The 23,398-nt window shown below is 70.2% G+C and carries 18 protein-coding genes; 6 read left to right on the top strand and 12 right to left on the bottom strand.

Annotated features, from left to right (window positions below; genetic code table 11):
* Positions 1-138 precede the first annotated feature (138 nt).
* Positions 139-1,113 carry a ParA family protein gene (locus KV102_RS06690; protein ID WP_374107000.1) on the top strand — a complete coding sequence of 325 codons (975 nt, stop codon included), beginning with the start codon at positions 139-141 and terminating at the stop codon, positions 1,111-1,113.
* 212 nt (positions 1,114-1,325) lie between these two features.
* Entirely contained in the window at positions 1,326-2,222 is an 897-nt protein-coding gene (locus KV102_RS06685) for a ParB/RepB/Spo0J family partition protein (RefSeq protein ID WP_308290246.1), read from the top strand.
* 181 nt (positions 2,223-2,403) lie between these two features.
* Here KV102_RS06685 and trxA read toward each other — a convergent pair whose 3' ends face one another.
* The 5 genes from trxA to KV102_RS06660 form a co-directional block, all read right to left on the bottom strand.
* Positions 2,404-2,730: a thioredoxin gene (gene trxA, locus KV102_RS06680; protein ID WP_374197344.1), complete on the bottom strand. Its 327-nt coding sequence runs from the start codon at positions 2,728-2,730 to the stop codon at positions 2,404-2,406.
* Positions 2,731-2,825: 95 nt separating this feature from the next.
* Positions 2,826-3,779: a thioredoxin-disulfide reductase gene (trxB, locus tag KV102_RS06675; RefSeq protein ID WP_220342747.1), complete on the bottom strand. Its 954-nt coding sequence runs from the start codon at positions 3,777-3,779 to the stop codon at positions 2,826-2,828.
* Positions 3,780-3,887: 108 nt separating this feature from the next.
* Positions 3,888-5,468: a protein kinase family protein gene (locus tag KV102_RS06670; RefSeq protein WP_220345683.1), complete on the bottom strand. Its 1,581-nt coding sequence runs from the start codon at positions 5,466-5,468 to the stop codon at positions 3,888-3,890.
* A gap of 34 nt (positions 5,469-5,502) precedes the next feature.
* Positions 5,503-7,290, bottom strand: coding sequence for a murein biosynthesis integral membrane protein MurJ (gene murJ, locus KV102_RS06665; protein ID WP_220342745.1), 1,788 nt, complete (start codon positions 7,288-7,290; stop codon positions 5,503-5,505).
* A complete protein-coding gene (locus tag KV102_RS06660; RefSeq protein ID WP_220345682.1) occupies positions 7,287-9,497 on the bottom strand; it encodes a DUF6049 family protein in 2,211 nt (736 codons plus the stop codon). Before KV102_RS06660 ends, murJ begins: the two co-directional genes overlap by 4 nt.
* A 61-nt stretch (positions 9,498-9,558) precedes the next feature.
* Between KV102_RS06660 and KV102_RS06655 the strand changes: the two genes are divergently transcribed.
* Positions 9,559-11,010, top strand: a complete 1,452-nt coding sequence (locus tag KV102_RS06655) for a CCA tRNA nucleotidyltransferase (protein ID WP_220345681.1) — start codon at positions 9,559-9,561, stop codon at positions 11,008-11,010.
* Here KV102_RS06655 and KV102_RS06650 read toward each other — a convergent pair.
* Positions 11,007-11,651, bottom strand: coding sequence for a putative glycolipid-binding domain-containing protein (locus KV102_RS06650; RefSeq protein WP_220342742.1), 645 nt, complete (start codon positions 11,649-11,651; stop codon positions 11,007-11,009). The genes KV102_RS06655 and KV102_RS06650 overlap by 4 nt on opposite strands.
* Positions 11,652-12,012: 361 nt before the next feature.
* On the opposite strand from KV102_RS06650, the gene KV102_RS06645 reads away from it, so the two are divergent.
* Positions 12,013-12,669, top strand: coding sequence for a D-alanyl-D-alanine carboxypeptidase family protein (locus KV102_RS06645; protein ID WP_220345679.1), 657 nt, complete (start codon positions 12,013-12,015; stop codon positions 12,667-12,669).
* A 128-nt stretch (positions 12,670-12,797) separates the two neighbouring features.
* Here KV102_RS06645 and KV102_RS06640 read toward each other — a convergent pair whose 3' ends face one another.
* Together KV102_RS06640 and KV102_RS06635 are read right to left on the bottom strand one after the other, a co-directional pair.
* Complete coding sequence (locus KV102_RS06640) at positions 12,798-13,889, bottom strand: inositol-3-phosphate synthase (RefSeq protein WP_220342740.1); 1,092 nt, start codon at positions 13,887-13,889, stop codon at positions 12,798-12,800.
* Positions 13,890-13,931: 42 nt separating this feature from the next.
* The gene (locus KV102_RS06635) at positions 13,932-14,540 is read right to left on the bottom strand and encodes a PadR family transcriptional regulator (RefSeq protein ID WP_220342739.1); all 609 of its coding nucleotides are present in this window, start codon (positions 14,538-14,540) and stop codon (positions 13,932-13,934) included.
* Positions 14,541-14,769: 229 nt separating this feature from the next.
* Here KV102_RS06635 and KV102_RS06630 point away from each other — a divergent pair, with 229 nt between their 5' ends.
* A complete protein-coding gene (locus tag KV102_RS06630; RefSeq protein ID WP_220345678.1) occupies positions 14,770-17,049 on the top strand; it encodes a transglycosylase domain-containing protein in 2,280 nt (759 codons plus the stop codon).
* 1,247 nt (positions 17,050-18,296) lie between these two features.
* Here KV102_RS06630 and KV102_RS06625 read toward each other — a convergent pair.
* Positions 18,297-19,325, bottom strand: a complete 1,029-nt coding sequence (locus tag KV102_RS06625) for a YafY family protein (RefSeq protein ID WP_220345677.1) — start codon at positions 19,323-19,325, stop codon at positions 18,297-18,299.
* Between the two features lie 60 nt (positions 19,326-19,385).
* Here KV102_RS06625 and KV102_RS06620 point away from each other — a divergent pair, with 60 nt between their 5' ends.
* Positions 19,386-20,528 carry an epoxide hydrolase family protein gene (locus KV102_RS06620; protein WP_220345676.1) on the top strand — a complete coding sequence of 381 codons (1,143 nt, stop codon included), beginning with the start codon at positions 19,386-19,388 and terminating at the stop codon, positions 20,526-20,528.
* 43 nt (positions 20,529-20,571) lie between these two features.
* Here KV102_RS06620 and KV102_RS06615 read toward each other — a convergent pair whose 3' ends face one another.
* Genes KV102_RS06615 through KV102_RS06605 form a run of 3 tightly spaced genes read right to left on the bottom strand, consistent with a single transcriptional unit; the run spans position 20,572 to position 23,322 of the window.
* Positions 20,572-21,636: an alanine racemase gene (locus KV102_RS06615; protein ID WP_220345675.1), complete on the bottom strand. Its 1,065-nt coding sequence runs from the start codon at positions 21,634-21,636 to the stop codon at positions 20,572-20,574.
* 12 nt (positions 21,637-21,648) lie between these two features.
* Positions 21,649-22,791, bottom strand: a complete 1,143-nt coding sequence (locus KV102_RS06610; protein ID WP_220342734.1) for a peptidoglycan bridge formation glycyltransferase FemA/FemB family protein — start codon at positions 22,789-22,791, stop codon at positions 21,649-21,651.
* A 39-nt stretch (positions 22,792-22,830) separates the two neighbouring features.
* Complete coding sequence (locus KV102_RS06605; RefSeq protein WP_220342733.1) at positions 22,831-23,322, bottom strand: HNH endonuclease; 492 nt, start codon at positions 23,320-23,322, stop codon at positions 22,831-22,833.
* Positions 23,323-23,398 lie beyond the last annotated feature (76 nt).

Below are 23,398 nucleotides of genomic sequence, written 5' to 3'. Positions count from 1 at the left end.
GATTGCGTCCGGGTTGGGCTATCCGTGGATCAGCTCCAAGGTCAACCCGCTCCCGGCAGACCTCACGCGCGGCCCGGTTGGCTGGCAGCAACCCCCGGTTTCACGTGAAACCAAGACGAACCACGAGGAGTGGCCCGCGTGAACGACACTGACCGTCCCCCGGCGTTCCCACGCGCGTCCGACCTCGCGCACGGCGGTGACATCGCCGCCGACACGCCGCTCGCTCAGGAAGTCGCCGCATCACTGATGCGCCAGCAGCTGGCGGAGAAGCACGACCCGATGCCGCGTCCTACGGCGACGCGCGTGATCGTCGTCGCGAACCAGAAGGGCGGCGTCGGCAAGACCACCACCACGGTCAATGTGGCGGCTGCGATGGCGACACACGGTCAACGCGTCCTCGTGATCGACCTGGACCCCCAGGGCAACGCTTCCACGGCGCTTCGGGTCGAGCACGACGCGGAGACCGCTGGTGTCTATGAGGTCCTCGTCGACGGACAAAGCATCGAGTCCCTGATCCAGCCGTGTCCCGACGTCAACAATCTTGACGTCCTCCCCGCCTCGATCGCGCTGGCGGGCGCGGAGATCGAGCTCGTCCCGATGGTGGCACGCGAGAACCGACTGCGACGAGCACTCGAGGCGTTCTTGGCTTCCGATGCGGAGAAGAGCCGGCCGTACGACTACGTCTATGTGGACTGCCCGCCGTCGCTGGGTCTCCTGACCGTGAACGCGTTGGTCGCAGCCCGCGAGGTCATGATCCCGATCCAGTGCGAGTACTACGCACTGGAGGGCCTCAGTCAGCTGGTGAAGACGGTGGACATGGTCCAGGAGCAGCTCAACCCGGCGCTCAACCTGAGCACGATCCTCCTCACGATGTATGACGCCCGTACGCGACTGAGCGCGGGTGTCGCCGACGAAGTCCGTGCCTACTTCAGCGATCGGGTGCTCAAGACGGCCATTCCGCGCTCGGTCAGGATCTCGGAAGCACCCAGCTATCAGCAGACTGTCATCACGTACGACCCGAGCTCGCCGGGTTCCCTGGCCTACCTGGAGGCGGCCCGAGAGATCGCCGACGCAGGAGCGCGTGCAGGCGCCGACCAAGGAGCACACGAATGAGCCAGCAACGCCGCGGACTCGGGCGAGGCCTCGGTGCCTTGATCCCCACGGCGCCCTCTGTTTCACGTGAAACGGCGGCTTCCCCGACAGCAACGTCCACACTGACCGCCGATCCGACCACGGAGCCCGACGCGGATACCCGGGCAGCCTCAAGCTCTGACGCCGGTGGACGGCACCAGGACGCGCACGTCACCGACGGGCTCGACGCGGGTGTGGACGCCAGACAGGATGCCGGTGCGGATTCCGGTGCCGAGCAGGGCCTCACAGCCGTCGCTGGCGCCTACTTCGCTGAGATCCCGGTCGACAAGGTCGCCCCGAACCCGCGTCAGCCTCGCGAGGTCTTCGACGAAGACGCGATGGCCGAGCTCGTCCACTCGATCCAAGAGGTCGGGCTTCTTCAGCCGGTCGTCGTCCGGTCGGTCGGCGACGAGACGTTCGAGCTCGTCATGGGCGAGCGCCGCTGGCGAGCGACGAAGGCCGCCGGGCTCGAGGTCATCCCCGCCATCGTGCGGGACACCTCCGACCAGGACCTCCTGCGCGACGCGTTGCTGGAGAACCTGCACCGGTCGGAGCTGAACCCCCTCGAAGAGGCCGCGGCCTACCGGCAGCTCCTGGATGACTTCGGATGCACGCACGACGAGCTGGCGACACGCATCGGCCGATCCCGACCGCAGATCAGCAACACCCTGCGGCTCCTGCGGTTGAGCCCGGCGGTCCAGCGCCGAGTTGCCGCCAGCGTGATCAGCGCGGGCCACGCGCGTGCCCTCGTCGCCGTCACCGATCCCGCCCGCCAGGACCGGCTCGCGCAGAGGGTGGTGGCCGAAGGTCTCTCGGTCCGCGCGTTGGAGGAGCTCGTCGCGCTCGGTGAAGGAGATGAGCCCGACGCTGAACCCCGCCAGCGGCCTCGCCGGCCGGTCGCTCCGAAGCTGGTCGATCTGGCCGACCGCCTCGCGGACCGCTTCGACACGCGGGTGAAGGTCGATCTGGGCAAGACCAAGGGCAAGATCACGGTCGAGTTCGCCTCGATCGACGACCTCGAGCGCATCGTCACCCTGATGGATCCCGCAGACATCGCAGCGGGCTCGCCGGACGCACCCTCCGGCGACTGAGCCTGAGGACGCCGGGTCGCGCACCACATCGACTTAGAGATTTGTCGACAAATCAACGTCGACGCATCAACGTCGCCGGGTACCGTGAGCGCACGGGCGGAGCACAGAAGGGCCCCGGCATCAATGATGCCGGGGCCCTCTCAGTTGCGCTGCGGTCGGCGGGCGGTCACGCCCGAGGACGTCAGCCGACGAACGCGTCGAGCTCCTTGAGCAGCAGGCTCTTGGGCTTGGCGCCGATGATCGACTGCACGATCTCGCCGTTCTGGTAGACGTTGAGCGTCGGGATCGAGGTCACGCGGTACGACGCGGGCGTCTGAGGGTTCTCGTCGACGTTCATCTTGACGATGGTGATCTTGTCACCGTGCTCTGCGGCGATCTCCTCGAGGATCGGGGAGACCTGGCGGCACGGCCCGCACCACTCAGCCCAGAAGTCGACGAGCACGGGCTTGTCGGAGCCCAGGACGGTGGTCTGGAACTCGGCGTCGGTGACGGCCTGGATGTTGCCCACAGTGGCTACCCCTTCGGTTGGCGGTACGGCGTCCATCAATGTGTCTTCTGCAACACCCGGGGGTGTCGCGGGATTCCGAGCACCTGATCGGGCGATCAGCTGGTCACGAGATCGGCGTGCTCGAGGTCTGCGATGTAGCGCTCGGCGTCGAGGGCGGCCGAGCAGCCGGTGCCGGCAGCGGTGATCGCCTGCCGATAGGTGTGGTCGACGAGGTCACCCGAGGCGAAGACTCCGGGGACGTTGGTGCGGGTCGACCCGGGCTGCACGAGGACGTACCCCTCGGCGTCGAGGTCGACCTGACCCTTGAGGAGCTCCGACCGCGGGTCGTGACCGACCGCGATGAACAGGCCCGTCGCCGGAAGGAAGCGCTCCTCGCCCGTCACGGTGTCCTCGAGGACGACGCCCTCGAGCGACAGCTCCCCTCGGATCTCCTTGACCCGCGAGTTCCAGGCGAACTCGATCTTGTCGTTCTTGAACGCCCGCTCCTGCATGATCTTGCTTGCGCGCAGCTCCTCGCGGCGGTGGACGAGGGTGACCTTGTCGGCGAAGCGGGTCAGGAAGGTGGCCTCCTCGACAGCGGAGTCACCGCCGCCCACGACCACGATCTCCTGCTTGCGGAAGAAGAAGCCGTCACAGGTCGCACACCAGCTGACGCCGCGGCCGGACAGCCGGTCCTCCCCGTCGACGCCCAGCTTGCGGTAGCCGGAGCCCATGGCGAGGATGACCGCCCGGGCATGGTGCTCGCTGGTCGCGGTACGGACGATCTTGACCGCGCCCGTCAGGTCGACCTCGACGACGTCGTCGGCCACCAGCTCGGCGCCGAAACGCTCAGACTGCTGGCGGAGGTTGTCCATCAACGCCGGACCCTCGATGCCCTCGGGGAAGCCCGGGAAGTTCTCGACGTCGGTCGTGTTCATGAGGGCACCACCGGCCGTGACGGACCCTTCGAAGACCAACGGCGCGAGGTTCGCGCGTGCGGTGTAGATCGCTGCCGTATAACCGGCAGGACCCGAGCCGATGATGATCACGTTGCGTACGTCAGTGGACATGCTCCGCCTTCGGTGTCAAGAACAGTACGGTTTGGGGCCGTACCCCCACAACGCATCCTAGGTCCGGACCATTCCTGGACGACGACGCGGCCGTCCGGGGCGCCGCGGCTACTCCAGCCCTTGGACGGTGAGCTCCGAGACGGCACCCTCGTAGATGTCCGACTCGCGTTCGGGGAGCCGTGTGAGCCAGATCAGGAGGTAGCGGGTCGAGACCGCCTGCGAGAGGGACACGGATGCGCCGCTGGGCGCGTCGGAGTAGCCACCGATGCGCTCCATCTGCCCGGTCCCGGTGGGAGGACGCTTGCGGCCAGGTGCGGCATAGACACGGAACGAGGTGGGCGACGCGCCGAAGTCGACCTGGATCGCCGTGACGTCACGGAAGCGGCCGAGGTCGACGAGCAGCCCGACACCGTCCTTGAGCCCACCGAGGTCGTTGCGCCGGTAGTACTCACGGGTGGTCCACGCGGTCGAGGAATCGCCGTCGACCGCGAGCTCCGCCTGGCCGGGGTTCTCGTCGCCGTCGCCGTCGGGCGGCGGATCGAACGAGACCACGTCCTTCACGCCGAAGTCCACGATCGAGCGGCTGACCTCGGGGACCTCCCCGCTGCCGCTCGGAGACTGCGCGGACGGCGCCGAGACACGACCCAGGATGAACGTCACCGCAGCGGCCAGGACCACCATGACGACCAGCGCGAGCCAGATGAGCTTGCGCTCGCCCTTCGCCGAGCGTCGAACCTTCGAGAACCCGCGTTCCATCGGCGTCGGCGGGGTGGGTGCGAAAGCAGCCGGACGAGGCTTCGGCGGGTTGACCGCCGGCGGGGGCTCGGAGAGCGCGGAGCGTACGGGGTCGTGACGGTACAGATCCGGCGAGGAGGCGCCGGTCGCCTCGGGATCGGCCGGATCGTCGTCGCCGGTCATGGCCAGCTCGAGCGCGACGTCACGAGCGGTCCGCAGCGGTGGCCGGTGGTGGCGAGGAGGCCGACCGAGGATCCTGTCGCACACGGTGTCGACGTCGTGCGACACGCCGGCACGGACCTGCCGCGGCCGCAGGAGCCGACCGTGCTCGCGTGGTGCGGGAGCGAGCAGCTCGTCCTCACCCGGGTAGCGACCGGTGAGGCAGGCGTAGAGGATCTTGCCCAGCGCCTCGACGTCGAGCTGCTCGGCGTAGCCGACGTCGGCGTCGTCGACGTCGTGGTGAGCCGACCGGAGTGCGTGGTCGGTCGAGAGACCGATGATGCGGATGCCGCCGTTGTCCTTCAGCAGCACCGTCGCTGGGCGGAGGTGACGGTGGTAGACGCCGGCCTCGTGGGCGTCGGCGAAGGCGTCGGCGAGCTCAAGAACCACGTGGGTCGAACGCGCGTTGGTGAGCGTGGAGGGCCCGAGGACGTGGTCGAGAGAGACGGCCCGCGCCCACTCGCGGATCAGGTAGGTATGGCCGTGGTCACCCTCGACGATGTCCAGCACCCGCAGGAAGCGCGGGTCCGAGACTGCGGTCGAGCGCCCTGCGGCGATGACGAAGGCCGTGGCGCGCCGGTCGTCGGCCCGGACCGCCTGGATGCCGACGGCGCGGTCGAGGACCGTGTCGTAGGCCTTCCACGTCACCGCACCCCCCGACTCCTTGATGAGGTCGTCGAGGCGGTAGCGCCCAGACAGCAGGAGGCCCGAGCTGAGTGCCGCGGTCTGGTCCACACCTCATGTTATCCGGGGAGCAGCCGGTCGTCCGTCAGCGGCGCAGAACCGTTCGGACGACCGCCGTGACCTCACGGATCCGCAGCAGCCACGCCAGCGCGAGATAGACGCCGGCCCCGATCCCGCCGACGCCGACCAGCGCCAGGAGCGCGTCGATCTTGCCCACGCTGTCCAGGCCGAGCGGCTCCAGGAGGAAGGCGGACAGCATCAGCATGACCGCCATCGTCACGACGCAGGCGGCCACGAGCCGCAGGAGGTAGACGAGCGAGGGTACGTCGAGGACGGGCCCGATGCGCGTCGACAAGACGGTGATGGACAGCAGTGAACCCACCAGGTACGCCCCCCCGTACGCCACCGCGAGCGTGGGCGCGATCGCGCTGGGCTCCACCTGGGACGCGAGCGTGACCGCGAGCCCGATGTTGACCGTCGCCAGCACGATCTGGATGAAGAACGGCGTGCGAGTGTCCTCGAGCGCATAGAAGCCGCGAAGGCTCATGTAGTGCAGCGAGAAGAAGATGATCGCCGGGGCGAACGCGGCGATCGTGGTGCTGATCGTCTCGGTGTTGCCCTCCATCGAGCCCCAGGAGCCGACAACGGTGCCGAGCGGTCCGGAGAGCGCGAAGACGGCGACGGCGATCGGCGCGAGGAGTGCCAGCACCGATCGGATGTTGTTCTGGACCTCGTTCCTCATCTGGCGCAGGTCGCCCTCGGCGGCGAGCCGTGAGATGAGCGGCATGGTCGCGGTGACGAGCGAGACGGTGATCACCCCGTGCGGGACCTGGGTGATGAGGAAGGCGCTCGCGTAGACCGTCGTCCCCGCGGGATCAGGGTTGCCGTCGGTGATCGCGAGGAGGCCGGCGCTGGTGCCGATGCGGGTGATGACCACGAACATCACCTGGTTGACCAGGATGAAGCCGAGCGTCCACGCGCCGAGCTTGAGCGTGTGGCCCAGCCCGACCCCACGGAAGTCGAACCGCGGACGGTAGTGGAAGCCGGCGGCTCGCAGGTAGGGGAGCAGCACGAGGGCCTGGGCCGCGATCCCGACCGTCGAGCCGACGCCGAGCAGCAGCTCCTGCGGTCCGGTGAAACCGCCCGAGCCGTTGCTCTCGCCGTACAGCACGATGTAGGTGACGAGGATGGCGCAGGAGATCAGGTTGTTGACGATCGGCGCCCACATCATCGGCCCGAAGCGGCCCCGGGAGTTGAGGATCTGGCCGACGAGGACGAAGGCGCCGTAGAAGAAGATCTGGGGGAGGCAGTAGCGCATCAACGCGTACGCCGACGACAGCGCGTCCTCGTTGCCGGGGTCGAACAGGCGGCTGTCGAAGACGACCCTCACGAGCAGAGGCGCCGCGATGACGAGCACGACGGTCGAGATGCCGAGGACGAGCAGGCCGAGCGTGATGATCCGCTGGGCGTACGCCTCGCCGCCATCGCTGTCGTTCTTCATCGCCCGCACCAGCTGCGGGACCAGGACGACGTTGAACACGCCCCCCGCGAGCAGGACGTAGAGCGCGTTGGGGATCGTGTTGGCGCCGGTGAAGATGTCGGCGTTCAGGCTCGCGCCGATCGCGGCGAAGATCAGCGCAGACCGGACGAATCCCGACAGCCGGGAGACGAGTGTGCCCGCGGCCATCAGGACGCTGGCCGACAGCAGACCGGTCGACGTACGGCGTACGGCCTCCGCGACGGCGTCGCTCGTCTCGTCGACCTCCTCGGTCGCCTCGACCGCCTCGGCGGCGAGGGGGGCCTCGCGAGCGGTGACAAGGGCGACGGGGGTGACGCGGCGCTTCTCGCGACGGGCGCGGCGGTGCTTGCTCATGCGTCCGGCTCCCGCGCCGGGCGTGTCGGAACGGTGGCGGTCTCGGACGGCGTCTCAGGAGTCCCGTCACCTGGCTCGTCGTCGAGCGTCTCGACCTTGCGGCCCGTCACCACGCGACGAACGACCGCGAGGACGACCAGGAGCGTCGCAAGGCCGAGGAAGACCCAGATGACACGACCCACCACGCTCGAACGGACGGTGAAACGCACCTCGTCCCCGACGGTCGATCCGTCGGTGGTCACGAGCGACACGCCGAAGGTCGTGGTGGTCGCCTGGCCGACGTCGGCGGTGACCGTCATCGTGACGCTCTGCCCTGCCCCGACCTCCTGCGGGAGGATGTCGTCGATGCGCGCGGCACTGTCGTCGGAGGTGAATCTCGCTCCGACCGTCACCGGCGATCCCAATTGGTTGGTGATGGTGATCGGGAACCGCCCCGACGATCCCGAGAGCGTGACGAACGACGACGCGGAGACGCTCACGCGTTCGAGGATCCTCTCGACCGCCTCGGCCTGCGACTCGGCGTGCTGCAGGCCTCGTGTGCGTGCCGACCGCCAGTCCTGGGAGGCGGCGAGCGCCGCGCTCTGGTCGTAGAAGATGTTGCGCCGCTCGTCGTCGCCGAGAAGCTGGCTCACGACGCGCCCGTTGGTGACGATCCGCGCGGCGGCCTGGACCTGATCCTGCGAGATGGCGCGTTGGTTGGCCTTGGGGGGAAGGCGTACGCGCCCTCTCCATGCCTGCGAGTCCGCCCCGACCTGGGCGTCGGCGCCGACGGGCCGGACCCATCGGGGCTCGAAGAGGTCGTGGAACTGCGCCCGAGACCACTCGCTCCCGGGGTCGAAGGAGACGTCGGGTACGACGACCACGTGCCGCGACCCGAATCCGAGGGACCCCAGGGCTGCCCGCGCGGCCACGCGCTGGCGCAGGCCCAGGGTGGAGCTGGTCGAGCCCTCGTCCTGCGCCAGCGTCGGGTCGAGCACGACGAGGCTCATCTGTTCGCCGCCGATGGTCGCGCTCAGTGCGGTGCTGTCGGCGGGCGACCACCCGGAGAGCACCTCGGGCGAGACCAGCGACGCGGTGGAACCGAGCCGGCGTGACCCGTTGATCCGGTTGCCGTTGGTGATCCCGCTGGGCGGCCACGTGACGATGCGCGCGGTCAGGCCGAACTGGGCGAGCGTCGCCTCGGTCGCGCGCCGAGCGGCCTGCACGACCGTCGTACCGGGGTCGCCGGCGGCACGACGGGTGATCGCGAACACGTCCGGACGACCGTAGGGCACCGCCCAGACGGAGTGCCGCCCGGCGTACGCGACGAGCTCGTCGAGGAAGAGGCGCGCCCGCTGCGCCGCGCTGGTGGCTTCGGCGGGGACGTCACCGGCGGCGTACGGCGCGGCGCCGCCGGGCCCGTTGGGCCGGACCGGCCCATAGGAGTCGTTGGCGATGTCGCGCAGGGCGTCGAGGAGCGCGGGATCGATCAGGACCGTGCTCGGGGAGGAGTCTTCGGACCGCGCAAGGTCCAGGAGCCGCCGGAGGCGACCACCGGGGGAGACGGCGTCCACGAGCGCGGACGTGTCGACGTAGCGGCTGCGTTCGTCACGCTGCACGGGCGCGACGAACGGCCACACGACCGAGACCTGTGTCGGAGCCGTGCGCTCCTCACCGACGTACGGCACGACGGTGTAGGCACGTCCCACAGCGTCGCCCGAACGCTCGGCGTCCTCACCGGTCGCCAGCACGTGCACGCCGACCGGAAAGACGCCTGCGGTGGTGAGCGGGAGCTCGGAGGCAGGGACCTGGAGCCGGAAGGTCGTCGTGTCGCCGGGGGCCAGGTCGCCGGCCGACACGACGGCCGACGGGGACGTCAAGCGCGTGCCCGTGACCAGCGGTGTGGGCGAGGCGAGCGCGTTGTCAACGGCGGTCTGGTCGGTGAGCGGGACGGGCGGCATCACGAGGTGCACGCGCAGACGGCTCCACGATCCCGAGGACGGGTTGGTGATGCGACCGCTGAGCGTCAGCGTCCCGCCGGGACCCAGCGCGGTCGGCGAGAGTGCGTCGATGGTGACCGAGAGCCGGTCGGAGTCCGCCGCGTGGGCCGGCGCGGCAGCGACGGCGGGGAGGAGGCCCACGAGCAGGGCAGCAAGCACGGTCGCGACCGCCGCCCACGCCGTACGTCGGCGCGCGGGTCGGGAGGAGCAGTCATCGACGCGTGTCATCGGGGCCAATGCTAGAGCGAGCGGTCACGGCGCCTGCGTCGCCCACGTAGAGTGGTGGGTCATGGCCACCGCCTCTTCTTCCCCTGCGCTGCGCGATCCCGCCGCCGCCGTGACCGATCTCCTCGAGACCACTCCGGCCGTCGGAGAGCTCGCCCGACGCTTCGCCGACGCGGGTCACACCCTCGCTCTCGTGGGCGGTCCCGTGCGCGACGCGGTCCTGGGGCGGCCCTCGCAGGACTGGGACCTGACGACCTCGGCCCGACCCGACGATGTCGAGGCCCTGCTTGAGGGATGGGCGGACACCACGTGGGACGTCGGCCGCGAGTACGGCACCCTCGCGGCGCGCAAGGGCGACGTTCACGTGGAGATCACCACCTACCGCAGCGAGAAGTACGACCCTGCCTCACGCAAGCCGCAGGTCGACTACGGCGACTCGCTCGAGGGCGACCTCTCCCGGCGCGACTTCACCGTCAACGCGATGGCGTACCTGCTCGGCACCCGCACCTTCGTCGACCCGTTCGGAGGGCTCGCCGATCTCGAGGCGCAGCTCCTCCGGACGCCCGTCGCGGCGACCCAGTCCTTCGACGACGACCCGTTGCGGATGATGCGGGCCGCACGGTTCGTCTCGCAGCTCGGGTTCACGCCCGTCGACGAGGTCGTCGAGGCGATGACGGTGATGGCCGAGCGCATCACGATCGTCTCCGCGGAGCGCGTCCGCGACGAGCTCAGCAAGCTGCTGCTCGGCGAGCACCCCCGTCCCGGTCTGACGCTGCTGGTCGACACCGGCATCGCCGCCTACGTGCTCCCGGAGCTGCCCGCGCTGAGGCTGGAGCGCGACGAGCACCACCGTCACAAGGACGTGTACGACCACTCGCTGACCGTCCTGGAGCAGGCGATCGCGCTCGAGGTGCGGCTCCCCGGCGGTGGACCGGACCTCGTGACCCGGCTTGCGGCGCTGCTGCACGACGTCGGCAAGCCCCGTACGCGCCGCTTCCTCGAGGACGGCACCGTGACGTTCCACCACCACGACGTCGTCGGTGCCAAGCTCGCGCGCAAGCGGCTGCGCGCACTGCGCTTCTCGAACGAGATCGTGGACGACGTCGCCCTGCTCGTCGAGCTGCACCTGCGCTTCCACGGCTACGGCACCGGCGAGTGGACCGACTCGGCCGTCCGTCGCTACGTCCGCGACGCCGGCGACCAGCTCGCGCGGCTCCACATCCTGACCCGTGCCGACTCGACGACCCGCAACCGCCGCAAGGCCGAGCGGCTCCAGCGGACCTATGGCGACCTCGAGGACCGGATCGACCAGCTCGCCCAGGCCGAGGAGCTGGACAAGATCCGCCCGGACCTCGACGGAAACCAGATCATGGAGATCCTCGGCGTGGGACCGGGCCGTGTGGTGGGCGACGCGTACCGCTTCCTGCTCGACCTGCGCCTCGACCGCGGGCCGCTGAGCGAGGACGACGCCCGCGAGGCGCTGCTCGCCTGGTGGGCGGGGCGCGACGGCGCCTAACGGACGGCCGACGTCACGCTTGCCCGGTACGCCAGCTCCGGGTAGTCGACCACGATGCCGTCGACGTCCACAGTGAGGTCGCCGACGAAGTCGCGGCTCGCGCTGGCGTAGCGCACGACGGCGTGCCCGTCGGCGTCGTCGTACGGCGTGAGTGCGCGATAGATCTGATCGCTCCTGATCACGGTCAGCGACGGCACGTCCACCCATGCCATGACGTGGGGGATCTCCGGCCCCGGACCGTTCGAGACGAGCCCGTGGCGCAGGACCGGCATCGTGTTCGTCACGGGGCAGAGCGCGATGTCGCAGTCGAGCGCCTCGGCGACCGAGTCGGGGTCGGCCAGCCCAGGTGGGCTCTGCGGGCCTCCGGACCCGTGCGCCGCCCCCGTCCCGGTCCATCCGGCATCGTCGCGGACGAGGGCGAGCGTCCTCGACCACCCGTCACCGTGGACCGACAGGTCGAGGCGCCGCGTCACCCAGGCGTCGCCCGTGGTGAGCGACCAGGCCACGGCGTACGAGGAAGCCCGAGAGGTGCCCCGTGCCGTCAGCCGGCTGTCGGCGAGCGACAGGGTCGCCGACTCCAGGCGGGCGGGATCGTCCTCGGCGCCGGTCCAGGTCACGAAGCGGGTCGTCGGTCTCGTCATCCGACCGACCCTCTCGCTGCCTCGCCGTCTGGGCAAGCACCTCGCGCGGCGAGGCAGAAAGCGGCGAGGCAGAAAGGTGTCAATCCGTGGCCTTCGGGGATGTCGCGTCGCTAGGGTGACGTGCGCGGGGAGGGACGAGGGATCACCGGTGGGCGGACGGCACTCTGCTCCGCCCACGGCGGCGGAGCCGTCACCCGTGTCGCCGACTGCGGCATCGAGCACCGCCCCGAGCGATCGCCGCACCGATTCGCGCCGTACCGAGCGACCTCGCACCGATCGACGCCGCACCACGACGCCTGCCGGCGGCCGCCGTGCCGATCGACCCAGGCGGTCTCGACGACCGCCGTACCGGACGGTTGCGGTGATCCTCGTCCTGGTCGCGGCCGTCGCCGCCGCGATCCCCGTGGTCGACCACGTGCAGCAGCAGCGTGCAGACGCCGCAGCGGCCGCGGCCCACCTGAGCGCCGTCCGGGCCGAGGACGCGCGCCGGTCGTCGCACGAGGAGGACCGGTTGCGTGTCACCGGTGACCTGAGCGCCGCGGGGCGCGCCGTGGCCGAGCGGTTGACGATCATCGCCGACTGCGCCTCCGGCGGTGCCCAGCCGTCCGGACCGAACGGCCGCCTCCGGGCGTCCGCGCTGTGCGCGGTGCCCGGCTCGGGCGTCCAGCTTCGGGCGGACGCCGCGGAGGCGTGGGCGAGGCTCCAGGAGGACTTCACGAAGGCGTTCGGCCGCTATCCCTGCGTCAACAACGGCTACCGCAGCTATGCGCAGCAGGCCACGATGCACGCGGGCAATCCCGGCATGGTCGCGCCTCCTGGCACCAGCAACCACGGCCTGGGGCTGGCCCTCGACCTCTGCACGGCCGGAGACGGTGCGGCGGGCACGAGCGCGTGGAGCTGGATGAACGCGAACGCGCCGTCGTACGGCTGGGCCCTGCCGTCGTGGGCCCGGCCAGGGGGGTCACGGCCGGAGCCGTGGCACTGGGAGTACGTGGCCTCGGGTGACCGGGTCTCCTGACCTGCCGGTGAGCGCCGACATCGGGGGGAGACGCCGAACGGCGCGGCCCCGACCAGGGGGACCGCGCCGTTCGTGGGAGGTGGTGTCCTGCGCGGGCGGCCTCGTACCTCGGCCGACCGCTGCGCTCGCTAGCGCTCTTCGTCTCCGGCGATGAAGGCCTCGAGCATCTTGCGTCCCAGATCATCGGGGCGCTGGACCGGCGGCGACTTCATCAGGTAGGACGACGCCGAGATCAGCGCGCCACCGATGCCACGGTCCTTGGCGATCTTGGCGGCACGGATCGCGTCGATGATGATGCCGGCGGAGTTGGGCGAGTCCCAGACCTCGAGCTTGTACTCGAGGCTGAGGGGCACGTCGCCGAACGCACGACCCTCGAGGCGGACATAGGCCCACTTGCGGTCGTCGAGCCACTGGACGTAGTCCGACGGGCCGATGTGGACGTTCTTGTCGTCGACCTTGCCGGCCAGCGGGCCGGTGAGGTTCGAGGTGACGGCCTGGGTCTTGGAGACCTTCTTGGACTCCAGGCGATCGCGCTCGAGCATGTTCTTGAAGTCCATGTTGCCGCCGACGTTCAGCTGGTACGTCCGGTCCAGCGTGACCCCGCGGTCCTCGAACAGCTTGGCCATCACGCGGTGGGTGATGGTGGCGCCGACCTGGCTCTTGATGTCGTCGCCGATGATCGGGACGCCGGCGTCCTCGAACTTCTTGGCCCACTCGGGGTCGGAGGCGATGAACACGGGCAGCGCGTTGACGAACGCCACGCCCGCGTCGATCGCGCACTGCGCGTAGAACTTGTCCGCCTGCTCCGAGCCCACCGGCAGGTAGGACACCAGGACGTCGGCGCCGGTGTCCTTGAGGACCTGCACGACGTCGACGGGATCGGCGTCGGACTGGTCGATGGTCTCGAGGTAGTACTTGCCGAGGCCGTCGAGCGTCGGGCCACGCTGCACGGTCACGCCCAGGGGCGGCACGTCGCAGATCTTGATCGTGTTGTTCTCGCTGGCCTGCGTGGCCTCGGCGAGATCGAACCCGACCTTCTTGGCATCGACGTCGAAGGCGGCGACGAACTCGACGTCCTTGACGTGGTAGTCACCGAACTGGACGTGCATGAGACCGGGGACGGCCCCCTCGGGGTCCGCGTCCTTGTAGTACTCCACGCCCTGGATGAGCGACGTGGCGCAGTTGCCGACGCCCACGATCGCTACGCGTACCGAACCCATGGGGTTCCTCCTCCTCGGGGTCTCGCGACCCCGTCTCTCGTCCTATCCGCCGTGGTGGGGCGGGATGGTGGTGTTGGTCGGGCCCTCCGGCTCGTCGCCCGGCGGCCTGCCGGACCGCTCCGCGTCGATCAGTCCCGTCAGCCAGCGCACCTCGCGCTCGACCGACTCCAGCCCGTGACGCTGCAGCTCGAGCGTGTAGGCGTCGAGGCGCTCGCGGCGCTTCTGTGCCGCGGTCCGGACGCGTTCGAGCCGCTCCTCGAGACGACTCCGTCGTCCCTCGAGGATGCGCACACGGGTCCGGGAGTCCGTGCGCGCGAAGAAAGCGAAGTGGATGCCGAAGGTCTCGTCCTCCCATGACGAGGGGCCCGGCGCCGCCAGCAGGTCGGCGAAGTGCTCCTTGCCCTCAGCGGTGAGGCGATAGACGATCTTGCCCCGTCGTCCCCGGTTCGCTGCCGTGTCGGCAGGCTCGTCGGCGACGATGTAGCCCTTCTTGCCGAGTGCCTTGAGGCAGGGGTAGAGCGTGCCGTACGACAGCACCCTCGACCACCCCAGAAGGGCATTGAGCTCCTTGCGGAGCTCGTAACCGTGCATCGGCGTGTCGTGGAGCAGCCCCAGAACGGCGAACTCGAGTGCAGCTCCGCGCCTGGCCACGACAACTCCTCTCCACGCTCACGTCGAGGCAGTGAGGCGACGACGAGATATATCGTGCCGATACATCGAACTGATGTCAACCTGCGCTGGGACGGCGGTGGGGTTTTGGATCGACCCACCCATTGGGCACACTTGGCCGGTGGGTCGCGTCTCGTACGTGGTCCTGACGGCCTTGCCTGCACTCAGGGCAGGTCCCTCCCCCGGAAGCAACACTTGAGGAGTACGACGCGTGGCGGACCAGTCGCACGGCCGACCCGTGACCCCACGCTCGCGGAGGGCCGAGCCCTCTTCGAGTGGTTCCCGCGCCCGTCGCGCCGACCCGGCTGGTGAGGGCGACAAGGCGACGAAGCCGCTGTGGCGCCGCATCGTGAAGTGGGCGCTGATCACCGGCGTGATCTTGTTCGTCCTGGCGATCGCGGGTCTCTACTTCGCCTATCGGTCGGTGGCGATCCCGAGCGCCAACGCGGAGTTCCTCACGCAGACCACGAAGGTCTACTACTCCGACGGCAAGCACAAGATCGGCGACTTCCAGACCCAGAACCGGACCTCGATCGACTTCGAGGAGATGCCGGAGACGATCAAGTCGGCCGTCATCGCCGCCGAGGACCGCAGCTTCTACTCCAACCAGGGTCTCGACTTCAAGGGCATCGCGCGCGCGCTGCGTAACAACGCGACGTCGGAGACGACCTCCGGCGGATCGACGATCACCCAGCAGTACGTCAAGGTCCTCTACCTGACGCAGGAACGCACCATGGCCCGCAAGGTCAAGGAGGCGTTCCTCTCGATCAAGGTGCACAACCAGATGTCGAAGGAGGAGATCCTCGAGGGCTACCTCAACACGATCTACTTCGGCAACGGCGCGTACGGCGTCGAGGCGGCGTCGCAGACCTACTTCGGCCACAAGGCAGCAAAGCTGACCGCACCCCAGGCCGCCCTCCTCTCCTCGGTCATCAACAACCCGAGCGCCTTCGACCCCTACGACGAGGACGACCGCGATCGTCTGATGTCGCGCTACACGTACGTGCTCGGCGGGATGGAGAAGACCGGGGCGATCACCTCCGACGAGTTCGCCTCGTACTCGGCCGAGCTCCCCAAGGTGAAGAAGAAGGCGGAGTCGAACCGCTTCGGCGGCACCAAGGGCTTCCTCCTGCGGCTGACCGAGCAGCAGCTCAAGCAGGAGGGCCTCAGCGACGCCCAGATCACCGGCGGTGGTCTCAAGGTCGTCACGACGTTCGACTACAAGGCGCAGAAGGCGGCCGTCGAGACGGTCAAGGAGATGAAGCCGGACGGCCTCAAGCAGCTCAACATCGCGCTGTCGTCCGTCGATCCCGCGACCGGTGCGCTGCGCGCGATGTACGGCGGCGCCAACTACCTCAAGAGCCAGCGCAACTGGGCGATGCTCGGGTCGCAGCCGGGATCGTCGTTCAAGCCGTTCGCGGTGGCGGCAGCGCTCAGCGACGGCTACAGCCTCAAGACACAGCTCAACGGCTCGTCGCCGCTGCGCCTCGAGGACGGTGCCGAGATCGAGAACCAGGGCGACTCGGGCGGCAAGTCCTTCGGGCCTGTCTCCCTCGAGGCCGCGACCAAGGACTCGGTCAACACCGCCTTCGTCGACCTCACCTACGAGGTGATGGACGACGGGGGCCAGAAGACGATCGACGCGGCGCGCAAGGCCGGCATCTCCGACACGGTCGCGAAGGGGTACGACCCGAGCGTGGCGGTCGTCTCGCTCGGCTACGCGCCCGTCCCCAACGTCGACATGGCGGCGGCCTACGCGACCTTCGCCAACAACGGCAAGCAGAACGATTGGTACGTCATCGAGCGCGTGACCGACCGCAGCGGCGAGGACGTCGTCCGCCACCAGGTCGCTCCGAAGCGGGCCTTCTCCGCGGCGGTCTCCGCCGACGTGACGAAGGCGCTCCAGGAGGTCGTGCAGGAGGGCAGCGGCACGAACGGCCGCACCATGTGCCCGACCGCCGGCAAGACCGGCACGGCGACGTTCCAGAAGACCGAGAAGGGCAAAGAGGTCGGCGACGCCCACGTCTCCAGCTCGTGGTTCGTCGGCTACACACCCAAGCTCGCCACCGCGGTGATGTACGTCCGCGGCAAGAACGGCAACGAGGCCCTCAACGGCTACATGCCGACGTTCTACGGCGGCCAGTACCCCGCCAAGACCTTCAGCAGCTTCATGGACAAGGTGCTCGACGGCGACGAGTGCGGCGAGTTCCCCGAGCCGGCCAACATCAAGTCGACCAAGGGCAAGACGTACGTCCCGCAGCCCACGGCGACGCCGGAGACGGAGAAGCCGCGCCCCGAGCGGCCGACCCGCCCGCCGCGTCCGAACCGCCCGCCGCGCCCGACGGAGCCCGAGCCGACGCTCCCCACCGAGCCCACCATGCCCACCGAGCCCACCATGCCGACCATGCCGACCATGCCGACGGAGCCCCCTGAGGAGACCGGCGGTCCCGGTGGCGGTGGCGGTCCCGGTGGCGGCGGATCCGGCGACTGACCATGGCGGAGCCGGCGGGGGGCCGGGTCCGACCGAACCGCTGGTGGACCCCGCTCCGGATCCTGCTGGCGACCGCCGTCCTCGTCGGGACGCTCGGCCTCGTCACCAAGACGCCCTGCGCGGTCGCGGACGGTGAGCGCTGGTTCTCCACGAGCCCGGTCCCGGCGGGGGCGTCGTACGCGCGGCTGTGCGCGAGCGAGCTTCCCGGAGAGTACGTGACCACGGGCCTCGCCGAGGGCGTCCTCCCGTGGTCCGACGACGGCGGGCGGTGGCCGGTCAACGCGGTGACGGTGCCCGTCGGCATCCTGCAGTACGGCGCAGCCTCGCTGGTCCAGGCCGTGACCGGTGCCGACCGTGCCGACCGCGGCGGCCGGGACCCGGACACGGTCCGGCAGGAGCCCGAGGTCCGCCGGGAGGCCGTCGCGTATACCGGCGTGGTCGCGCTCGGTTCGCTGCTCGCGCTGCTCCTCGCGCTCGTGGCGCTCGCCCGAGCCGCGCGCCGATCGCGCGTGCACGACGCCCTGCGCCCCTGGCCGACGTGGTCCGACCCCACGCTCTCGCTGATGCCGTTGGCGGCCTCGCCGGTGGTCGCGCTCTTGCTGGGGGTGGGCTGGGACCTCGTCGGGGTCGCCCTCGTCGCCTTTGGGCTCGCGGTCTGGACGTCGGGGCGGGCGCGTACGGCGGGTGTCATCCTCGCGGTCGCGACGCTCACCGCGTGGTGGCCGATCGTGGTGCTGGTCGCCCTGGCGGCGACGGCGCTCGTCCGGCACGCGCCTGCGGCCGGCCGGCTTATCGGGGTCGCGGCCGTGACCCTCGCGGTCGGCGGGCTGGCGTCGTACGTCGCCTCGTCCGGCGACGCCCTGACCGAGGTGGTCCGGCGGTGGCTCTATCGCGACGACGGAGTGGGATCGATCTGGGCGGTGCTGCGTGAGCTGGGTGCCGAACCCTCGACCGTCGCCGTCGCGGCGGTGGTGATCGGCGTCTCCGCCTTCGCGACCTCGCTCATGTTCCTCTACGCAGCCCGATCCGGTGACGTCGACCAGACCGCCCGCTACGCCTTCGGTCTCCTGGCGGCGCTGCTGCTGGTCGGCACGACGTACGCTCCGGGCTACGCCCTGTGGCTGCTCCCGCTCGCCGTGCTGGCGCACCCCGTGTGGCGCGACCTCCTGTGGTGGCAGGCGGCGGAGGTCTTCCTGGTCGTGGCGACCTGGTGGCACCTGGGCGACTCGACGAAGGCCGTCGACGGCTCACCCGACCTGGTGTACGTCGCGGCGATCGTGCTGCACGTCGTCGCGACGGTCTGGCTCGTCGCCCGGATGCAGATCACCGCTGCCGGCGGCGGCGTAGCGGCGGCCCAGGAGCCTGACGTGCTCGACCAGCTCGGGCGGTGAGTCGACCGAGAAGTCGAGCCCGAGCATCCCGACGTACACGGCGAGGATCTCGATGCTGTCGGCGCCGGTGACGAGGACGCACGTCTGCTCGTCGACGGCCTCCACGACCCCGACCGCGTCGTTGATGCGGGCACGGACCTCCTCGGCCGCTGCGGCGACGGTGACGCGGGCGTGCACCGACCAGCCTGCGGCAGCGACCTCCCTCACCACGAACGCGGTGTAGTCCCGTTCGTCCATCGGACGCGGGCCGAACCGTGGTTGCGGCATCGTGCTGATCTCCGCCCAGTCGATCCGCAGCGCCCGCCACGCACCGCCAGGGACCTCTCGGGCGACGAGGTACCACCGCCGCTGCCAGGTGACGACGCGGTACGGCTCCACGTCGAGCCGTTCGCCCTCGTACACGAGGCGCAGCTGCTCCTGGTCCCTGATCGCATCGGTGAGGCGCGAGAGGACCGCGGGGTCGATCTCGGGGTCCTCCACGTTGCTGTCGGTGTTGACGGGTCCGGCGCTGAGCGCGCTGGTCACCGTCGCGACCCGGCGGCGGAGACGGTCGGGCAGGACCTGCTCGAGCTTCGCGAGGGCACTCGCGCTGCTCTCCTCGATGCCGGCCACGCCGCTGGCGGTCCGTAGGCCGATCGCGACGGCGACCGCCTCGGCGTCGTCGAGGAGCAGCGGGGGGAGCTTCGCTCCAGGGCCGAGCCGGTAGCCGCCCGCCGGACCGCGGGCACCCTCGACGGGATATCCCAGCTCCCGCAGGCGGTCCATGTCGTGGCGGATCGTGCGAGGGGTGACCTGGAGGCGCTCCGCGAGCTCGGGTCCGGACCACGCGGGTCGCGACTGGAGGAGGCCGAGAAGGGCGAGCAGCCGGGCTGACGTCTCCAACATTCTCCGCATCCTCCCAGATTGAGGAATCTGACCGTCCTGAATGCGTCCTACCGTCCTTTCATGAGCACCGACGTGAGCGCGAGCGACGCCATCCGAACCTTCCGCATCGACGTCCCGCAGGCGGACCTCGACGACCTCGCCGCGCGCCTCGAGCGCACGCGGCTCCCGCAGCCTGCCCCTGGCGACGACTGGCACTACGGCGTCCCCAACGCCTATCTCCGCGAGGTCGTCGAGCAGTGGCGCCACGCCTTCGACTGGCGCGAGGTGGAGAGCCGGATCAACACCTACGACCAGTTCCTGACCGAGATCGACGGTCAGACGATCCATTTCCTGCACGTCCGGTCGGCCGAGAAGGACGCGACGCCGCTCCTGCTCGCGCACACCTACCCGGGCTCCGTGATCGACTTCCTCGACATGATCGACCCGCTGGTCGACCCCGTCTCGCACGGCGGTCGGGCGGAGGACGCCTTCGACGTCGTCGTGCCCTCGATGCCCGGCTTCGGCTACAGCCTGCCGGTCGTCGACCGGGGGTGGACGATGGCGCGGGTCGCGGCGGCGTACGACGTGCTCATGCGCCGACTCGGGTACGAGGCGTACGGGGTGCACGGGAGCGACGGTGGCGCGATGGTGTCGCGCGAGCTCGGCCTGATGCAGCCCGCCGGCTTCCTCGGGCTCCACGTCCTCCAGCTCTTCTCGTTCCCGTCGGGTGACCCGGCCGAGATGGAGGGCTTCGGGCCGAAGGAGTTCGCGGCGCTGGAGCACATGCAGTGGTTCCAGTCGATGGGCGGCTACAACGCCATGAACGGCTCCCGGCCGCAGACGGTGGCGGTGGGGGTCTCCGACTCACCGGTCGGGCAGCTCGCCTGGAACGAGCTGTTCATGTCGTTCGGCAACGGGACCAGCCTCGTGACGACCGAGCAGATCCTCGCCGAGGTCACCTTCGAGTGGTTGACCAACACGTCGGCGTCGGTCGGGCGCTACCACTTCGAGGAGGCGCGCCGCGACGCCGAGCCGCAGGTGAACCATGCCCGGACGGGAGTGTCGGTGTTCGCCGACGACTTCCAGACGCTCCGCGCCTTCGCCGACCGCGACAACAGCAACATCGTGCAGTTCACCGAGCACCCCGAAGGCGGGCACTACGCGATGCTCGAGCGGCCCCAGGTGGTGGTCGACGACCTGCGGACCTTCTTCGCGACGTCCTGAGCCGTACGACCGGGCCGATCCTCACGGGTCGGCCCGGTGCCGGCTAGGGGGCGTCGACGGCGTCGAACGTCGTGGTCGTCATGCGGACGTCGACCTCGACCTCCTCGCCGACCGCCGGCACGGCGACGCCGGCAGGGACGAGGATCATGCTCGCCTGCATGTGCGGCGGCTCGACGAACCAGCGCTGCTTGCCGGCGACGGTGAACGGCGACAGCGCGAGACCGGCGGCTCCGAGCCCACCCTTCGCGACCGAGGTCGCCCGCTGCTTCATCGTGCTGGCCGAGGTGGGCGCCTCGAGCCCGATGCCGTGCGAGGTCCCGCCGGAAACGATCAGGACGGTGCCACCGACCGGCATCGGACGTTGGCGGTAGCCGATCCGCTCGCCGCGCTCGACGACGTGGGAGTCGATCACGAGGCCGGTGACGCGGAAGGCGCCACGGTCTCCGAGCCAGAGCGCGGTGCCGACGCGGGGGCGCACGACGAGTCCCGGGCGACGCTCGGCGAGGGTACGGACCTCACGGTCGGTCAGGTGGGAGACGGTGAAGACAGGCGTGCCAGAGACGGCGGGTGCGAGCTTCGACGCCTCAAAGGCAGCAGCCCAGCTGTCGGCCTCGGACAGGTTGTCCTCCGAGAGCGGCAGGTGGATCGAGAACCCGATCAGCCGCAGCCGGCCCAGGTTGTCGGCGACCGACGTCAGCGCGTGCCGGTCGACGCCGTGGCGCGCCATCGAGGTCTCGCCCTCGACGACGATCCGGGTGCCTTCCGGCGCCTCGGTGCGCAGCAGCTCCAGGTCCTCGACCCGACTGACGGTGTGCACCACGCGCGGGTCGTACATCCGCTCCGTGCGCACCGTGTCGGCCCAGAACGGGCGCCAGGGGGTCATCACGTGGATGTCGCCGCCGAAGCGGGGGAGGACGTCGACGAGCTCGGCGTACGTCCCCACCGCGACCGTGTCCGTGCCGAGCCAGTCGGCCCGCCGTGCCAGCGCGCGGTTGCCGAACCCGTACCCGTTGCCCTTGATGACCGGGATGATGCCGTCGTACAGCTCGGCGGTGCCGCGCAGGTGCGCGCGCCAGCGTTCGCCGTCGACGTGGAGAGTGAGCGTCATGGTCAGCCTTCCTCAGCGGCGCTTCATGTACTGCTGGAATGCGAGGTACAGCAGCCGGTTGATCGGCAGGTCCCACTCGCCGGCGTACTCGACGGCCTCTCCGCCGGTGCCGACCTTGAACTGGATCAGACCGACGTGGCTGTCCTCCGGGTCGAGCGTGTCGGTGATGCCGCGCATGTCGTAGACGGTGCAGCCGGCAGCGAGCGCATCGCGGATCATCCGCCACTGGATCGCGTTGGAGCCGCGGACCTCGCGCTTGGCGGTCGTGGAGGCTCCGTAGGAGTACCACGCGTGCTGGCCGACGCGCACCATCGTCGTCGCCGCGACGAGATCACCCTCGTGCCGTGCGAGGTAGAGCCGCATCCGGTCGGGGTCCTCGGCGTTCAGTGCGTCCCACATCGTCTGGAAGTACGCGAGGGGTCGCGGCGTGAAGTGGTCGCGCTCCGCGGTCTCGGCATAGATCGTGTGGAAGGCGGCGATGTCGTCCGCGCCGCCCAGCGTGACCTCGACGCCGGCCTTGTCGGCCTTCTTGATGTTGCGCCGCCACAGCTGGTTCATCCCGCGCAGCACGGCCTCCTCGGAGCGAGGGGCGCCGTCGGCGTCGACGAGCGGCAGCCAGAAGTTGTACTTCGGCTGGCCGGCCGTGAAGCCGCCCTCGCCGACCTGCTCCCGCCAGCCGAGGCGGTGCAGCTCCGACGTGACCGCGATCGCGCGGGGGTCGGTCGCCGCGGCCGGAGCGTCGCCGAGGGTGCGCAGCGCCGGATCGGCGACCGCCTTCTTGACCGTCGCCGCGTCCCACCGGCGCAGCACGACCGGGGGCCCCATCCGGACGCCGAACGCGCCGCGGCCCGTGAGGTGCTTCACCATCGGGTCGAGCCACGCAGCCAGGCCGCCGGGGCCAGCGGCTGCGGAGGCGAAGTCGATGCTCGGCCCCTCGGGGAGGTACGCGAGGTACTTCGCGACCTTCGGGAGCTTGCGGTAGAGCACCAGACCGGCGCCCACGATGTCCCCGCCGTCGAACCACCCGATCGACTCACCCCTCCACTCCGACTTCACCGCGGCCCACGCCGGGGTCTGGAGGAAGCTCGCCGAGGGGAGGGAGGTCAGGAACGCCAGGTGGTCGGCGGTGCTGATCGTACGGACGCTGAGAGACACGGCCCCGAGGCTACCGGAGGCCCGCTGACGTCCACCGGGCTACGTCAGCGGGGACCGGCGGGGCGCGGCCGGCGTGACGATCAGCGTCATCCCCGCCTCCGCCGGAGTCCGGTCGCCCTTGCGGTGGTTGCACCGCAGGCACGCGGCGACCGCGTTCTCCCACGTCAGCAGCCCACCGCGGGACCGGGGAAGGATGTGGTCCACGGTCTCCGCCGGCCCGCCGCAGTAGCCGCAGTGCCGGTCGCGCGCCTTGACCGCGCCCTTGGTGCACAGCGGCGTGCGGGCGTGCACCCAGCGCATCACGACGTAGCGGACCAGGCGCAGCACCTTGGGTACGGGGAACGGACCGAACCGGGCCTCGGGGTGGGCCTCCTCGACGACCGCCACCTCCCGCACGAGCATCCGGATGGCGTGTCGCAGGGACACCCGCTGGAGCGGCTCGTAGCTGGCGTTCAGGACCAGCACGGTCCGTTGACGGCGCGTGCCTGTGGCGTGGTGGCTCACCACCACGGGCTCGGCGACAGCTGTCATGGTCACCCGCCTCTCTGGCCCACGTCCGTCCAGCCTGCGTGCGATCAGCGTAGCCCGTCCTGCCGGGCGAGAGCGG

This window comes from Mumia sp. zg.B53, assembly GCF_019550935.1.
Taxonomy (GTDB): domain Bacteria; phylum Actinomycetota; class Actinomycetes; order Propionibacteriales; family Nocardioidaceae; genus Mumia.
The sequence above is the reverse complement of the archived record's forward strand: the minus strand, read 5'-3'. Positions and strand labels throughout refer to the sequence as shown.

Bases quoted from the DNA above. Each gene is read 5' to 3' on its own strand.
- KV102_RS06620 (WP_220345676.1), top strand. From the start codon at position 19,386: ATGAGCACCGACGTGAGCGCGAGCGACGCCATCCGAACCTTCCGCATC.
- KV102_RS06655 (WP_220345681.1), top strand. From the start codon at position 9,559: ATGGCCACCGCCTCTTCTTCCCCTGCGCTGCGCGATCCCGCCGCCGCC.
- KV102_RS06605 (WP_220342733.1), bottom strand. From the start codon at position 23,322: ATGACAGCTGTCGCCGAGCCCGTGGTGGTGAGCCACCACGCCACAGGC.
- KV102_RS06660 (WP_220345682.1), bottom strand. From the start codon at position 9,497: ATGACACGCGTCGATGACTGCTCCTCCCGACCCGCGCGCCGACGTACG.
- KV102_RS06625 (WP_220345677.1), bottom strand. From the start codon at position 19,325: ATGTTGGAGACGTCAGCCCGGCTGCTCGCCCTTCTCGGCCTCCTCCAG.
- murJ (WP_220342745.1), bottom strand. From the start codon at position 7,290: ATGAGCAAGCACCGCCGCGCCCGTCGCGAGAAGCGCCGCGTCACCCCC.
- KV102_RS06650 (WP_220342742.1), bottom strand. From the start codon at position 11,651: ATGACGAGACCGACGACCCGCTTCGTGACCTGGACCGGCGCCGAGGAC.
- trxB (WP_220342747.1), bottom strand. From the start codon at position 3,779: ATGTCCACTGACGTACGCAACGTGATCATCATCGGCTCGGGTCCTGCC.
- KV102_RS06640 (WP_220342740.1), bottom strand. From the start codon at position 13,889: ATGGGTTCGGTACGCGTAGCGATCGTGGGCGTCGGCAACTGCGCCACG.
- KV102_RS06615 (WP_220345675.1), bottom strand. From the start codon at position 21,636: ATGACGCTCACTCTCCACGTCGACGGCGAACGCTGGCGCGCGCACCTG.